This window comes from Ideonella sp. A 288 (genome assembly GCF_002198735.1).
Classification (GTDB): Bacteria; Pseudomonadota; Gammaproteobacteria; order Burkholderiales; family Burkholderiaceae_C; genus Pseudaquabacterium.
Genome location: NZ_MWLO01000145.1, coordinates 180,133 through 194,819, shown reverse-complemented (window position 1 = coordinate 194,819; position 14,687 = coordinate 180,133). Strand labels below are relative to the sequence as shown.

Below are 14,687 nucleotides of genomic sequence, written 5' to 3'. Positions count from 1 at the left end.
GTTGGGAGGGGGGTGGGTTTTCACCTGCGCCTGAGCAGGCGCAGGGGACCATGGCCGCGGGCCGGCATCGGTCGCCAGCGGTGCGCGGCGCGGCGGCGCATGACCGCCGAGGCGGCGGTAGGTCGACAGGGGTCGCGGTCGACCGAGCGGGACGCGGCGCACCCGCCAGACGTGATGCGCGCGAGCGCTATTCGGGCTTGAAGCCGACCGACTGCAGCACGGCGCCGACGCGGTCGAAATCCGACTTCAAGCCGGCCACCATCTCGTCGGTGCCGCGCGGCGAGCCCACATCGAAGCCCAGCTCCAGCAGTCGGTCGCGCACGGCGGGCAGCGTCAGCACGCCCAGCGCTGCGTCACGCAGGCGCAGCTGCACGGCGGCCGGCACGTCGGGCGGGCACCACAGGCCCATCCAGGCCAGGGCCTCGAGCCTCGGGAAGCCCAGTTCCGTGAAGGTGGGCACCTCGGGCAGCACAGGCGACCGTTTCGGGGTGCTGACCGCGAAGGCCTTCAACTTGCCCGCGCGGATCAGCGGCAGCGAGGTGGCGATACCGTCGAACATCAGCGGCACATGGTTGCCCATCACGTCGGCCAGTGCGGGCGTCGAGCCCTTGTAGCCGACGTGCGTCAGGTCGATGCCGGCGGCGTGGTTCAGCAGCAGGCCCAGCACATGGCTCAGCGTGCCGGCGCTGTACGACGCCACGTTGAGCTTGCCGGGATTGGCCTTGGCGTGCGCCACCAGCTCGGCCAGGTTCCTGGCCGGGAACGCAGGGTTCGCCACCAGCACCAGCCCGCCGCGCGCCAGTTCGGCCAGCGGACGCAGTTCCCTGCCCATGTCGAGCTTCAGCTTGACGATGTGCGGGATCTCGCTGACGAGCGAGTTGACGCCCACCAGCAGCGTGTGACCGTCGTGCGGCGACTGCACCAGGTCGCCCACGGCGATGGCGCCGGCGGCGCCGGGCTTGGGGTCGACGATGGCGGTCTGGCCCAGCGCCTTGGCCAGCGGATCGGCCACCAGCCTGGCGATGAGGTCGGCGGTGGCCCCGGCCGGCCCCGCAGCGATGAGGCGCAGCGGCTTGCTCGGGAAGGCTTGCGCGCGGGCCGCGTGCGGCAGCAGCGCTGCCAGGGAGGCTGCCGCCAAGAGGTGGCGGCGTTGCATTGACGTCATGGCATTGGTTCCGTGTGGTGCCCGCCAGGCGAACCCCGCGGGGAATTCTCGCTCGCAGGGCTGCCGGGATTGCCCGGTCGCGGGCCCGCGCCGAAGGCGCTTCGGGGGTGGTTCATGGTAGCCAGCGCATCGGCGCCTTGGCGCCTAGGCACTGGCACCAGCAGGGTACCGGCGCGCAGCGGTCGTCCCGGCATCAGGCCGTGGGCAGCTTGTGCGCCGCGAACTGCTCGCGCAACCGGTTCTTCTGCATCTTGCCGGTGGCGCCGAGGGGAATCGCATCGACGAAGACCACGTCGTCGGGTGTCCACCACTTGGCGATGCGGCCCTCGTAGAAGGCGAGCAACTCGTTGCGGGTGAGCGCGGCACCGGGCTTCTTCACCACCACCAGCAGCGGGCGTTCATCCCATTTGGGGTGCGGGGCCGCGATGCAGGCGGCCATGGCCACGTCGGGATGGGCCATCGCGATGTTCTCGAGGTCGATCGAGCCGATCCATTCGCCGCCGGACTTGATCACGTCCTTGCTGCGGTCGGTGATCTGCATGAAGCCATCGGCGTCGATGGTGGACACATCGCCGGTGGGGAACCAGCCGCGTCCGTCATCGTCGGGAACCAAGGGGCTGCCGCCCTCGGACCTGAAGTAGTCCTGGATGATCCAGGGCCCGCGCACCATCAGTTCGCCCGAGGCCTTGCCGTCGTGGGGAAGCGCCTGGCCGTCGTCGCCAACGATCTTCATGTCGACCCCGAACACCGCTCGGCCCTGCTTGGCCTGCACGGCGAACCGGCCCTCGGCGTCCATGGTGTCGTGCCGAGCCTTGAAGGTGCAGGCCGTGCCCAGCGGGCTCATCTCGGTCATGCCCCAGGCATGAAGCACCTGCACGTCGTGGCGCTCCTGGAAGGCGCGCATCATCGCGGGCGGGCAGGCCGAGCCGCCGATGATGGTGCGGCGCATCGTGCTGAACGACAGGTCATTCGCCTCCACATGCCCCAGCAGGCCCTGCCACACGGTGGGCACGCCGGCCGAGACGGTGACGCCCTCGGCCTCGAACAGGTCGTGCAGGCTCTTGCCGTCGAGGAAGGGGCCCGGGAAGACCAGCTTGGCGCCGACCATGCAGGCCACGTAGGGCAGGCCCCAGGCGTTGACGTGGAACATCGGCACCACCGGCAGGATGGTGTCGCGGGCACTGCAGTTCAGGCTGTCGGGCAGCGCGGCGGCAAAGGTGTGCAGCAGCGTCGAGCGGTGGCTGTAGAGCGCGCCCTTGGGGTTTCCGGTGGTGCCCGAGGTGTAGCACAGCGAACTGGCGGTGTGCTCGTCGAACAGGGGCCAGGTGAAGGCGGGCGAGGACGTGTCCAGCAGGTCTTCGTAGCACAGCAGGCCGGGCACGCTCGACGTGGCCGGCATGTGTGCGCGGTCGGTCATCGCGACGAAGGCCTTGATGGTCTTCACGCGTGGGGCGATGGCCTCGACGAGCGGCAGGAAGGTCAGGTCGAAGCACAGCACCTGGTCTTCGGCATGGTCGGCGATCCACACCACCTGGTCGGCGTGCAGCCGAGGGTTCAGCGTGTGCAGCACGGCGCCCGAGCCGCTGACCGCGTAGTAGAGCTCCATGTGGCGGTGGCCGTTCCAGGCCAGCGTGGCGACGCGGTCGCCAAAGCCCACGCCCAGCATCGCCATCGCGTTGGCCATGCGGCGCGAGCGCGCGGCCAGCTCGCGGTAGGTCTGGCGGTGGAGGTCGCCTTCGACGCGGCGCGAGACGATCTCGCGGTCGCCATGGTGGCGCTCGGCGTGGGTCAGCAGCGAGGAGATCAGCAGCGGCTGCTGCATCATGAGTCCGTTCATGGGGGGTCCGTCAGTCGTGGAATCGAGGGATCAGGCCGGCGCGTTGCGCGTGGCAGGCACGGGGTGGGCAGGCTCTGCGGCGCTGGCCTTCTCGCCCTCGTAGCTGCCGGCGGCCCGCAGGAAGGCGGCGGCGGCCAGCAAGGCGCACAGCGGCATGGCCGTCAGTGCCGGCACCAGGCCCCAGCTGTCGGACAGCAGTCCGGTGAGGAAGGGGCCCGCCGCGAGGCCGAACAGGTTCTGGAACAAGGCCAGCACCGACGAGCCCGTGGCCCGGACGCCGGGGTGGATCACGTCGATGACGATGGCCGACACCGGGCCGACGGTGCAGGTGGCAAGGAAGCCGCCCAGCGCGATAAGCGCGAACTGGGTGGATGGCGCCCAGGACAGGCCGAAGGCCGCCACCAGCACGGCCATGGCCGCGAGGCACAGCACGGCCATCGTGGCCAGCTTGCGCCGCGGGTGGCGGCTGCCGGCCCGGTCGACGACCGCACCCCACACCACGGCGCCAGCGGCCCCGCACAGCACGACGATCGCCGCCTTCATGCCCGCCGGGCCCGGCGCGACGCCATGCACCCGGTTCAGGAAGCTGGGCAGCCACGACCACAGCGCCGACACGACGATCAGCTGAGCCGCGCCGCCGATGCACACCCACAGCATGGTGCGCGAGCCGGCCAGCACGCGGGCGATGTGGGCCACCGCCTGGCCCACCGATTGGCGCTTGGCCTGCAGCGCCGGCGTCATCTCGACCGTGCGGTAGTCGCGTACCTTGAGGTACAGCAGCGCCAGCACCAGGCCGGGCGCGCCCACCACGCCGAAGGCGGCCTGCCAACCCCAGCGTGCCGCGATCACGCCGCCCAGCATCACGCCCAGGACCGAGCCCACCGAGGCCGACGCAAAGAAGCCGGCCAGCAAGGCGCCGCGCATGCGGGCGGGGAAGTGGCTGGCGATCAGCGCCGCGCCCACGGCGCCGTAGCCGGCCTCGCCCAGGCCCACCAGGGCCCGCGCGCCCAGCAACGCGCCATAGCTGCGCGCCCACATGCAGGACAGCGTGGCCAGGCTCCACACCGTGGCCATGGCCACGATGCTGCGCACCCGGCTGACGCGGTCGGCGAACAGCGCCACCGGCAAGGCGCCCAACGCGACGGTGACCGAGACCACCGAGACCAGCGCGCCCAGTTGCTTGTCCGACAGGCCCCAGTCGGCCTTGAGGTAGGGGAACAGCGAGACGATGACCTGGCGGTCGACATAGTCGAACACCATCAGGGCCAAGGTCATCGCGAAGGCGAACCAGGCCTGTCCGGGGCCGAACAGGTAACCGTCCTGGGCCGGTTCCTTCTCCATCGCGTGCAGGTCCATGGTCGACTCCTCGGGTGTCAGGGCTCAGGGTTCAGGGCACCAGCACGGTGGCGCCGGTGGTCTGGCGCGACTCGAGCGCGCGGTGCGCGTCGGCCGCCTGGGCCAGCGTGAACACCTGCTGCGGCTCGCCGCCGATGCGGCCGGCCAGCACGTGGCCGAACAGTTCGTCGGCCATCGCCAGCATCTGCGGCCGTGGGGTGGCGTAGTGCAACATCGCCGGCCGGGTGACCCAGATCGAGCCCTTGACGGCCAGCAGCGTGGTGTCGATGACCACCGGCCCCGACGTGGTGCCGTTGCTGACCAGGCTGCCGCGCACCTGCAGGCTGTCGAGCGAGGCCATCAGCGTGTCCTTGCCCACCGAGTCGTAGACCACCGGCACGCCCTTGCCGTCGGTGAGCTCGCGCACCCGCTTCGGGATGGCCTTTGTCAGGTCCTCGGCGGTCATGCCGCCGGTGACGATGGTGTGGGCGCAGCCATGGGCCCGCGCCACCTCGGCCTTGGCTTCGGTGCTGACGGTGCCGATCATCGTCACCCCCAGCGCGCGCGCCCACTGGCAGGCCACCAGGCCCACGCCGCCGGCGGCCGCGTGGTACAGGATGGTCTCGCCGCCCTGCAGCGGATAGACCTGCCGGAACAGGTACTGCGCCGTCAGCCCCTTCATCATCAGCGTGGCGGCGGTGCGGTCGGCGATGCCGTCGGGCAGCGGGATCAGCACCTCGGCCGGCATCACGCGCACGTCGCTGTAGGCGCCCTGCGGCCCCAGCAGGTAGCCGACGCGGTCACCGGGTTTCACGCAGTCGACGCCGTCGCCGACCGCCTCGACCACGCCCACGGCGTCGCTGCCCAGGCCGGCCGGCAAGGGGTGCGGGTAGCGCCCGGTGCGGAAGTAGATGTCAATGAAGTTCACCGCCACGTAGGCATGGCGCACGCGTGCCTGGCCGGGGCCGGGATCGCCGACCTCGACGGTCTCGAGTTGCAGCACCTCGGGGCCACCGGTCTGGTGGAAGCGGATGGCACGGGCCATGGTGGGTCTCCTGGGTCGCATCGAGGCGACCCCGTCAGATGGAAATGGGAGGAACGGGGATCAGTGCGGGGCGGACAGCGTCGCGATGAACTGCTCGGCCTGCGGCCAGTCACCGTGGCCCGAGGCCGGGTTCAGGTGCCCGACCTCACCCAGGTCGGCCAGTTCGGCGCCCCAGTCGCGCGCCAGCGCGGCCACAGTGTCGAAGCCCGCCAGCGGGTCGTTGCGGCTGGCGGCGACGATGCTGCGGAAGGGCAGGCGCCGCCGCGGCACCGGCAGCCAGCCGGCGCGGTCCAGCGCGGCCACGGTGGGGTAGCCGGCCGGCATCGGCGTGTCGAAGTCGGGCGGCACGGCCAGAAGTGCGCCGTGAACTGCGCCGTGAACCTCGCGCGTCGTCGTCGCGGCCCAGTGCGCCACCATCAGGCAGCCGGCGCTGTGCGCCACGATCACCAGCGGGCCGGCCACCGACCGCGCCGCCGCCTCGATGGCCGCCACGCGGGCGGCGCAATCCAGGTCGTCGCGGCCCATCGGGGGCATCTCGGCCATTGGCCGTCCCTGGCGCCGAAGGTGAGCGGCCAGCAGCGTCTGCCAGTGCCCGGATACTGCGTCTCGCAGGCCGGGCACGATCAGGCAGGTCGGCTCGATCACGGCGCGTGGCTCAGGCGTGCTGCACGAAGCCGCGCTGGCCGTGGCGGCGGTTCGGCGCGAAGCCGTTCCTGGCCAGCGCCTCGTCGGCGTTCTTGTAGAACTCGCCGATGCGGTAGATGCGCCGCGCGTCCTTGCCGTCGGCCACCTCGCGGCCGAACTCGCGGGCGATGCGCACCAGCTGCTCGATCTGCTTGACGCTGCCCAGCTTGGCCTTGCGGTCCTGCGTCCAGATGTTGTCCTCGATGCCGCAGCGCACATGCAGGCCCATCGCGATGGCCATCATGTTGATGGGCAGCACGTTGAGCATGCTGGTCTCCAGCGTCAGCACGGCGCCGTCCGGCACCGCGCGCACGAAGTTCGCCAGGTTGTACAGGTTGGGCTGGTCGAAGCCGCCGCCGATGGCCACCCAGGTGAGGATCAGCGGCACGTTGCACACGCCGCGGCGCATCATGCGTTCGACGGTTTCCAGCTGGGTGATGTTGGCCAGCTGGAAATGCGTCTGGATGCCATTGGCCGACAGGCGGCGGATGTGCTCTTCCACCCATTCGGGGCCGGCCGGGATGGTCATCTCGCGATAGGCCTTGTACATGGCCGGCTCGGCCAGCGAGGTGCCGGCGATGTCGGCCTCGCACATCTGCTCGACCACGTTCATCTGGTTCGAGTTGATGGCGATCGTCACCTGGTCGGGCGTGGGCTTCAGGTCGGCCAGCATGTGGCGGGTGTCGTCGCTGAGCCACTTGGCGGACTCGCCTTCCCCTTCGGGGGCAAAGCTGATCGAGCCACCCACCTGGATGATCAGGTCGGGCACGCGGGCGCGCACGCCGGCGATCAGCTCGTTGAACTTCGAAAGGCGCTTCGAGCCATGGCCGTCCAGTTCGCGCACGTGCAGGTGCAGCACGGTGGCGCCGGCGTTGTAGCAGTCCACGGCCTTCTGGATCTGCTCGTCCATCGTCACCGGAATGTCCTCGGGAAAATCGGCGGGCATCCACTCGGGGCCATAGGGCGCGCAGGTGATGACGAGTTTTTCCTGGTTCTCGGGGAACAGCGAACCGTCCTGGAAGTTCATGGGGTGTCCTTGGAAAGAGGGTGTTGATCGGGGGAAGGGGGTCAGTACGGGGTGTCGCCGATGATCCCGGCGCGTTCCATCTTTCGGTGGCAGGGCGGGTAGTCCATCACCGCGTAGTGCTGGGTCGAGCGGTTGTCCCACATGGCCATGCTGTTGGGCTTCCAGCGCCAGCGCACCTGGTATTCGGGGATGAAGGCCTGGCTGATCAGGTACTGCATCAGCTGCGACCCGCCGTGGGTGAAGTCCTGCCCGACGCGCACGTGCTCGGCGGTGTGGAAGTTGGTGAAGTGCGTCGTGAAGCCGTTGACGAACAGGATCTTCTCGCCCGTCTCGGGGTGCGTGCGCACCACCGGGTGCTCGGCATCGGGGTACTGGGCCTTCAGCGCCAGGCGCTTCTCGATCGGCATCGCCGCACCGAAGCTGGCCTCGATGCTGTGGCGGGCGCGCAGGCCGGCGATCTGCACCTTCACGTGCTCGGGCAGCCGCTCGTAGGCCAGCGCCATGTTGGCCCACATCGTGTCGCCGCCCACCGGCGGGCACTCGATGCAGCGCAGCACGCAGCCGAAGGGCGGCTTCTCGCGCCAGGTGGCGTCGGTGTGCCAGGCGTTCTCGTAGCGGTCGATCGGCGTGTCGGGTGACTTGTAGATGCGCACCAGGCCAGGGTGTTCCGGGTCGCTGCCGGCCACCGGGTGGTCTTCCAGCTCGCCGAAGTGGCGGGCGAAGGCCACGTGCTCGGCGCGGCTGATGTCCTGGTCGCGGAAGAACAGCACGCGGTGTTTCAGCAGCAGGGCACGGATCTCGGCCACCAGCGCCGGGTCGCGCGAAGCCACGCCCAGGTTCACGTTGGACAGTTCGGCGCCGATGGCGCAGGTCAGCGGCTCGACGTGGATCGAGTCCGGCAGCGAGCCGGCGCGCACGAGGGCCGGGGCCGCGAGGGTGGCAGTCGTCATGGCTTGTCTCCGTTTTGAGTGAGACAAGCTTAGGGACGCCCCCCAGCTCGGGGCCCCCCATCGTGGAGGGGGGTGGGGTGGCGCGCGCGGCGACTGTTCAGGCGGCGGGGCTCAGCCTTCGGTGTCCAGCAGACCCAGGATGCGCGCGCGCTGCACCACCTGCTTGCGGGTGCCGGCATCCAGTTTGGCGAAGAGGTTCTTCATGTGCCACTTGATGGTTTCCTCGCCCACCTGCATCGCCAGGCCGATCTCCTTGTTGGAGAGGTTGCGCGCGGCGAGTTCCAGCACCTCGCGCTCCTTCGGGGTCAGCGCCATGCTGGGCGTGGACCGGGGCTTGGCCTGCACCGCCTGCGGTGCGCGCAGCGGCGCGGCCAGCGGTCCGGGGCCCTGGCCGGCCGTGGCCGCCTGCGCTGCCGCACCAAGCCCGGCCCCGGCCTGGCGCGACCAGTCGCCGAGCGCCGGATGGGCGTCGTCGAACACGCGCAGCAGGCCATAGGTGGTGGCCAGGTCGGTGGCCTCGCGCAGCAGCGGCAGGCCCGGCTCTCCCAGGCGGTCGAGCATCCAGGCACGCAGCCCCAGCAGCTCGATGTGCAGGCGGCCCAGTCGAAGCGCTTGCGCACCGGCATCGGCCCGCGCCAGTGCCTCGGCTGCACGGCGCCAGTCTTGCGCGGCAATGGCGGCATGGCCCATCGCCACCTCGCGCAGCAGGCCCACCTGGTGGCGCCACAGGCGCCCCGGTGGCGCGTCGGGCCCGGCCAGCAGCGCATCGATCTGCTCGCACAGCGCCCGGCAGGTCTCGACGCGGAAGCGCCGCGCATGCAGCCGCACCTGATCGGCCAGGCTGGCGATGCGCAGGCGCGGCAGCCGCCGCACCATGCCCACCGCGTCCAGGGCGCCCAACAGCGCCAGGGCCTGGTGCTCGGCGCCCTCGGCGCCCGCCAGCCGCGCCATGGTGCGAAATCCCAGCAGCACGGCCTCGGGCAGCGCGCCGTGTTCCAGCACGTCCAGCCGGTTGGCCAGCAGGGCGGCCACGTCCTCGGGCTGGTTGCGCTCCCACATCGCAGCGGCCAGCACCGCGGCCAGCATGCAGGTGAAGGGGCTGCGCCGGCCCAGGTCGGCCTCGGCGCGCGCCAGCGTGGGCCGCAGCAACTGCTCGGCCAGCAGCACCTGGCCTTCCCACAGGTACGACAGGCCGACGATGAAATCGGCCCAGCGCGCCAGGTAGGCGCTGGCCGCCCCGGTGGCGCCGCGCGGTGCCTGCTGCAAGCGCAGCCGGGCCAGCGCCGGCTCGCCCTCCAGCAGGGTGCGGAAGGCCGAGCGGTTGGCGTGCACCTGCAGCAACAGCGGGTCGGTCAGCGGCGGGTCCTTGGCCCAGGGGTCGTGCAGTTCGGCAAAGCGGTCGGGGTCGTCGGCGTACACGGCGGCTCCGCTCTGGATCAGTGCGCATTCGCAGCGCAGCGCCGCATCGTGGCCGGGCAGGGCGAGCAGGCGGTCGATGAAGCGGCTGGCCTCGACATGGCGCTCGCTCAGCGCCAGCGACCATGCCGCGGCCAGCAGCAGGCGCGGCCGGCGGTCCAGTTCGTCGGTCGGCAGCCGGGCCAGCCACTCGAGCACGGCGCTCTGGCGTCCGCGCGACATCAGCGATTCGTACAGGCTGCGCTCGGCCAGGTCGTAGGCGGTTTCGGGTTGCCCGGCGGCCAGGGCGTGGCGCGCGGCGTCGTCCAGCAGGCCATGGTCGCCCAGCCAGGCCGCGGCGCGCGCGTGCAACGCCGATCGATCCTGCGCGGGCAGGCGCGCGAAACGCTCGCGCAGTTCATCGCGGGCCAGGGTGTGCAGGCGCAGCCAGTCGCTGGCTTCGGCCGCCGCGAACACCGGCGTGTCGCGGGCCAGCCGGGTCAGCCGCTCGCCGGCGGCCGGGTCCTGCGTGACGTGGGCGCACAGCGCCGGGTGCAGGTGGTCGAGCAGCGCGATGCGGGTGAGGAAGTCGGCATCGGGCGGATCGAGGTTGGCCAGCAGCAGGTGCACGAAGCGATCGCGCAGCGCGCCGCCGTGGGCCACCATGGCGGCGATCTCGGTGCGCGGGTCGTGGCCCGCGGCCATCACCGTCAAGGCCAGTTGCAGGCCCAGCGGCCAGCCTTCGGCCAGCTCGTGCAGCCGGGCGGCGTGGTCGCGGTCCACCCGGGGCCCGAACCGTCCGCGCACCAGTTCCAGCGTCTCGTCGAACTGGAACCTCAGCTCGGCCGGGCCGACCACCGCACACAGGCCGTAGCTCACCAGGTCGTCGATGCCCAGATGGCAATCGGTGCGGGCGGCCACCACGGCGCGCAGGTTGGGCGGCATGTTGTGCAGCAGGTAGGCCAGGGCGTCGCGGGTGGGCTCGGGCAGGCGGTCGGCCTCGTCGACGATGAGCACGGTGTCCATGGCCGACTGGGCCAGCTCGGCCAGCCACAGCGTGACGCCTTCCAGCCCGGCCGGGGCCTGCGCCTCGAGCAGCGTGTGGCCGAAGCCGGGCCGGCCGGCGCCCACGCGCACCGCCAGCGCCAGGCCCTGCACGAAGCGCGCGGTGTCGTCCTGCGGCTGCGACGACAGCCAGGCCACCACCCGCCCCTGCGACAGGTGCTCGCGCCGCCACTGGGCCAGCAGCGAGGTCTTGCCGAAGCCGGCCGGGGCCTGGACGACGGCCACGGGCTGGTCGCGCCTGGCTTCGGTGCCCACCTGCAGCCGGGCGCGCGACAGCAGGTGGCGCAGCACCCGCGGGGGCGTCACTTTCAGCAGCAGGTCGTCGGGCAGCGCGACGGGGGAGATGGGTGTGGAAGCGTGGGCCACGGTCGGTGATTGCCGCACACGACGCCCCCGGACCGCAGGCCCGGGCAGCGCCACCGGTGCGTTGCACGGTCCATGGTAGCGGCGCGAGGCGCGCGTGCCGTCGGGGCTTGCCCCCCCGCGAAGGGGAGGGTGCAGCGACCCGTGGCTGCCTAGCATGGGACCACTCGAATCAGGGAGATCGCCATGTACCGCCACCTGCTCGTCCCGCTCGACGGCACCGACCTGTCGGTGGCGGTGATCGGCAACGCCGTCGCGCTGGCCCGCACCCTGGGGGCGCGCATCACCTTCTTTCATGCGACGGCAGGCACCGGCTCGCTGCGCAGCGATGCCGAGGTGCTGCGCGCCGCCGCGCCGATCGAATACGACTATGCCGTGGTCGGCAAGGCGCGCGAACTGCTGGCCAAGGCCGAAGCCGCCGCGCGTGCGCTGGGCGTGCCCTGCGAATCGCGCCATGTGGCCAACGACCGGCCGGCGCAGGCCATCATCGACGCCGCCCGTGCCGTGGGCTGCGACCTGATCTTCATGGCCTCGCACGGCCAGCGCGGCAAGCTGGGCATGGCCTTCGCCTCCGACACACTGTCGGTGCTGATGAACGCCGGCCTGCCGGTGCTGGTGTCGTCCACCGGCGAACCGCCGCCGGCGGCGCACGCCATCGGCATCATCCGCGACGAGCACCGATCGCTGGCCGCGGTGATGCACGCCTGGCTGCAGGCGCTGGCCGCGGCGCATCAGGCCGGCCAGTCGGCCGATCCCGTGGCGATGCGGGCCGTCTTGCGCTATGTGCAGCAGTTTCCCGTGCGGCAGCACCACCCGAAGGAGGAGCAGCATCTGTTCCGCCTGCTGCGCGAACGCACCACCAGCTGCCATGCCGAACTGGACGAACTGGAGCGTCAGCATGTGCGCGACACCGAACTGGTGGCCGAGCTCGGTGCCCTCATCGACGGCCTGGCCGCCGCCGACTCGGCGGGTGGGCCGGCCGCCACGCGCGCGCTCGACGAGGCCGTGCAGCGCTACGCCCGGTTCCTGTGGGACCACATGGGCCGCGAGGAGGGTGTGATCCTGCCGGCGGCGCAGCAGCACCTGTTGCCCGGAGACTGGGTGGAGATCGACGCCGCGTTCTCCCAGAACGCCGACCCGCGATTCGGCGGCGAGACCGATCGCGAGTTCCGCCACCTGTTCTCGCGCATCGTCAATTCGCTCCCGGCCTGAGCAGGCGACCGGCACCTCGACAAGGCCCGGCGCATCGCAGCGCGGATGGGGAATGCCAGGCAGCGCGGTCAAGTGCCGAGTCTTGGGTCAGCAGATTGCACGCGAACGCGGCGTGGCCGCCTTGCGTCGGGGCTGGGTGGCTTTGGCTCCTGCTGCGCGGCTTGTCAGCTCGCGAGCCAGCACGTCGGGCGCCTCCCGCTTCTCCAGCATGCAGTCGTGCCCGTCGTTGTGCCGTGCCTGGATGCCGGTGAACCCATGCGACTGCACGTGCCCGCGGATCTCGCGGCTGATGCGGTGGGCAGCCAGCAGCGTCTCCATTCCGGACCGAACGCGCTTGAGCTGAAAACCGTCGATCGCATGACCAACCACCTGGGCGGCCCAGCCCGACCAGGTCGTGCCGGAGATCGGCTTGACACCCTTCGTCGTGGAGAAGACGTGCTCGCCGATGCGTTCGAGCGCCTGCAGTCGCGCTGGGCGGCCTTGATGATCGACACCGTGTGGGTCCTCGCGCCGCGGCCTTGGCTTCCTTGAGCCCACCGACCCCGCGGTGTGCCGTGTGCTTCAGCGACAGCCGGCGGCATTGTTCGCGGGCGGCAGCGATGCTCAAGCCCGTGATGTCGGCTCCAGCCTCTTGGGCGGAGCGACCGGGTCGTAGGGGCCGACGGGCTCGCGGTGGGTTCGGCCCTCGTCGGCGTAGCACCAGTAGAACTGAACCGCGCCTGTGCTCAATCGGCGCGCCTGCAGGGAGCCGCCTTGCTCGAGCTTCTCGAGCGTTGTGAAGGCCCCGGAGCGCAGGGTCTGCCGTTGCTTCGGGAGGGCCAGCGACGCTGTTCCAACACGGCCTACCAGTGCTACAGGCGTCACTTCGAACGCGCTCGATCTGATTCAAGGCAGGGCGCAGGTGCGGGCGACATCGGCGGTCTGACCTCGACGGGGCCGGGGACTTCCAGGATGCGCGCCCAGTGCGGTCCCGTCAGGTTCGATGAAGAACCGTGCGGGCGTCTTCACCGATGCCGTGTCGCGCCTTCAGCGCCGTGCGGGTGTCACGCCGTGCCCGGCGGCGGGTTGTTCGTTCGCACGCGCCCTCGCGATGGGCGCCTGTGCCGCCGTCGACGTCAGCAGGATGGCGGTGCCGATGGCCGCGGCCAGCAGCGATCCGATCAGGATGGCCAGTTGGCCCTCGCGCTCGAAATGGGTGCCGGCAAAGCTCAGGCCGCTGATGAACAGCGCCATCGTGAAGCCGATGCCGGCCAGGAAGGCGGTGCCGATCAGTTGCCGCCAGGTGGCCCCTTCGGGCAGTTCGGCCAGCCCGGTCTTCACGGCCAGCCAGCTGGCCAGGCCGATGCCCACCGATTTGCCCAGCACCAGCCCGACCATGATGCCCAGCGGCACGGCCGTGGGCAGTGCGCGCAGCACCGTGGCGTCGATCGCGACGCCTGCATTGAACAAGCCGAACACCGGCAGGATGCCGTAGGTGACCCACGGCTGCACCCGGTGCTCGAAGCGCTGCAGTGGCGCGGTGGCGGCGGCGAGGCTGCCCCCGAGGGCGCCGATGAGGGCGACACGGTCGGGATCCATCGCGTCGGGCTCGTTGTCGAGGGCCTGGGCCTCGATGTCGTCCGCGCCACGGCGGATGACCTGCGGCAGCGCACCCGGCACGATCTTCACGCGTGCCGGCACGGCCAACGCCGTCAGCACGCCGGCCAGTGTCGCGTGCAGGCCCGACATGAAGAAGGCGGCCCACAGGCCCAGACCAAGCAGCAGGTAGATCGATGCGCGGCAGGCCCCGATGCGATTCGCCCCCCACAGGGCCAGCAGCAGGGCGGCGATCAGGGCGACGCCGCGCCCGTCGATCGAGGCGGTGTAGAAGACCGCGATGACCAGCAAGGCACCCAGGTCGTCGACGATGGCCAGCGCGACCAGGAAGACCTTCAGCGCTTCGGGGATGCGCGAGCCCAGGACGGCCAGCGCTCCGAGCGCAAAGGCGATGTCGGTGGCCATCGGAATGCCCCAACCGTGCGCGCCTGCGCCACCGACATTGAAGCCGGCATAGATCAGCGCCGGCAGCACCATGCCGCCCAGCGCGGCCACGATCGGCAGCATCGCCTTGCGGCGTTCGGCCAACTCGCCGACCAGGAACTCGCGCTTGATCTCGAGCCCGACGCCAAAGAAGAAGATCGCCATCAGGCCATCGTTGATCCAATGGCGCAGGTCCAGGCGCAACACCCGGTCGCCGAGCGAAAGGCCCAGCGGAAGGCCCAGCATCTGCTGGTAGGCCCCCGCCCATGGCGAGTTGGCCCAGGCCAGCGCCAGCGTGGCACAGCCCAGCAGCACGAGGCCGCCGGAGGCCTGCCGACGTGCAAACAGCTGGAACGGCCGCAGCACGAGGTCGCCGGCGCGCTCGGCCCTTGTCCTGCGCAGCAACTCGTCGTCGTGCGCCAGCCGACCGGTCGTCATGGCCGCCAGGGCCCGCCTGCCGTGCCCGCGCAACCGTTGGGCGGCGGGGGCGTCGGCGGGAACGCGCGCTGGGGACACATGCGCACCCATTGTCGCGATCGGTGCCCTGCGAACTGTGCGTTGCCGAACAGCCGGGCGATTCGCGCCGGCGC

The 14,687-nt window shown here is 71.1% G+C and carries 11 protein-coding genes; 1 reads left to right on the top strand and 10 read right to left on the bottom strand.

Annotation, left to right across the window (positions count from 1 at the left end):
• Positions 1-187 precede the first annotated feature (187 nt).
• The 8 genes from EOINJALH_RS24625 to EOINJALH_RS24590 all read right to left on the bottom strand — a co-directional run bounded on the left by EOINJALH_RS24625 (position 188) and on the right by EOINJALH_RS24590 (position 10,869).
• The gene (locus tag EOINJALH_RS24625; protein WP_088285124.1) at positions 188-1,165 is read right to left on the bottom strand and encodes a tripartite tricarboxylate transporter substrate binding protein; all 978 of its coding nucleotides are present in this window, start codon (positions 1,163-1,165) and stop codon (positions 188-190) included.
• Positions 1,166-1,358: 193 nt separating this feature from the next.
• Positions 1,359-3,002: a 3-(methylthio)propionyl-CoA ligase gene (locus EOINJALH_RS24620; protein ID WP_088285122.1), complete on the bottom strand. Its 1,644-nt coding sequence runs from the start codon at positions 3,000-3,002 to the stop codon at positions 1,359-1,361.
• 30 nt (positions 3,003-3,032) lie between these two features.
• Positions 3,033-4,358 carry an MFS transporter gene (locus EOINJALH_RS24615; protein WP_088285120.1) on the bottom strand — a complete coding sequence of 442 codons (1,326 nt, stop codon included), beginning with the start codon at positions 4,356-4,358 and terminating at the stop codon, positions 3,033-3,035.
• A 31-nt stretch (positions 4,359-4,389) separates the two neighbouring features.
• The gene (locus EOINJALH_RS24610; RefSeq protein WP_088285118.1) at positions 4,390-5,382 is read right to left on the bottom strand and encodes a quinone oxidoreductase; all 993 of its coding nucleotides are present in this window, start codon (positions 5,380-5,382) and stop codon (positions 4,390-4,392) included.
• A 60-nt stretch (positions 5,383-5,442) separates the two neighbouring features.
• Positions 5,443-6,027 (bottom strand): alpha/beta hydrolase, encoded by a 585-nt coding sequence (locus EOINJALH_RS24605; protein WP_088285116.1) that lies wholly within the window; start codon positions 6,025-6,027, stop codon positions 5,443-5,445.
• A gap of 10 nt (positions 6,028-6,037) precedes the next feature.
• Complete coding sequence (locus EOINJALH_RS24600; RefSeq protein WP_088285114.1) at positions 6,038-7,093, bottom strand: 3-keto-5-aminohexanoate cleavage protein; 1,056 nt, start codon at positions 7,091-7,093, stop codon at positions 6,038-6,040.
• Positions 7,094-7,134: 41 nt separating this feature from the next.
• Complete coding sequence (locus EOINJALH_RS24595) at positions 7,135-7,983, bottom strand: TauD/TfdA family dioxygenase (protein WP_088285159.1); 849 nt, start codon at positions 7,981-7,983, stop codon at positions 7,135-7,137.
• Between the two features lie 171 nt (positions 7,984-8,154).
• Positions 8,155-10,869 (bottom strand): LuxR C-terminal-related transcriptional regulator, encoded by a 2,715-nt coding sequence (locus tag EOINJALH_RS24590; protein ID WP_234414016.1) that lies wholly within the window; start codon positions 10,867-10,869, stop codon positions 8,155-8,157.
• Between the two features lie 183 nt (positions 10,870-11,052).
• Here EOINJALH_RS24590 and EOINJALH_RS24585 point away from each other — a divergent pair, with 183 nt between their 5' ends.
• The gene (locus EOINJALH_RS24585) at positions 11,053-12,078 is read left to right on the top strand and encodes a universal stress protein (RefSeq protein ID WP_088285110.1); all 1,026 of its coding nucleotides are present in this window, start codon (positions 11,053-11,055) and stop codon (positions 12,076-12,078) included.
• Positions 12,079-12,165: 87 nt separating this feature from the next.
• On the opposite strand, the gene EOINJALH_RS31395 is transcribed toward EOINJALH_RS24585, so the two are convergent.
• Both EOINJALH_RS31395 and nhaA read right to left on the bottom strand, forming a co-directional pair.
• A complete protein-coding gene (locus tag EOINJALH_RS31395; protein WP_144290153.1) occupies positions 12,166-12,615 on the bottom strand; it encodes a hypothetical protein in 450 nt (149 codons plus the stop codon).
• 489 nt (positions 12,616-13,104) lie between these two features.
• Positions 13,105-14,535: a Na+/H+ antiporter NhaA gene (gene nhaA / locus EOINJALH_RS24575; RefSeq protein ID WP_199873473.1), complete on the bottom strand. Its 1,431-nt coding sequence runs from the start codon at positions 14,533-14,535 to the stop codon at positions 13,105-13,107.
• Positions 14,536-14,687: the final 152 nt, after the last annotated feature.

Excerpts from the sequence above, each read along its gene's own strand:
- EOINJALH_RS24615 (WP_088285120.1), bottom strand. The coding sequence starts at position 4,358 with ATGGACCTGCACGCGATGGAGAAGGAACCGGCCCAGGACGGTTACCTG.
- nhaA (WP_199873473.1), bottom strand. The coding sequence starts at position 14,535 with ATGACGACCGGTCGGCTGGCGCACGACGACGAGTTGCTGCGCAGGACA.
- EOINJALH_RS24610 (WP_088285118.1), bottom strand. The coding sequence starts at position 5,382 with ATGGCCCGTGCCATCCGCTTCCACCAGACCGGTGGCCCCGAGGTGCTG.
- EOINJALH_RS24625 (WP_088285124.1), bottom strand. The coding sequence starts at position 1,165 with ATGACGTCAATGCAACGCCGCCACCTCTTGGCGGCAGCCTCCCTGGCA.
- EOINJALH_RS24620 (WP_088285122.1), bottom strand. The coding sequence starts at position 3,002 with ATGAACGGACTCATGATGCAGCAGCCGCTGCTGATCTCCTCGCTGCTG.
- EOINJALH_RS24585 (WP_088285110.1), top strand. The coding sequence starts at position 11,053 with ATGTACCGCCACCTGCTCGTCCCGCTCGACGGCACCGACCTGTCGGTG.
- EOINJALH_RS24600 (WP_088285114.1), bottom strand. The coding sequence starts at position 7,093 with ATGAACTTCCAGGACGGTTCGCTGTTCCCCGAGAACCAGGAAAAACTC.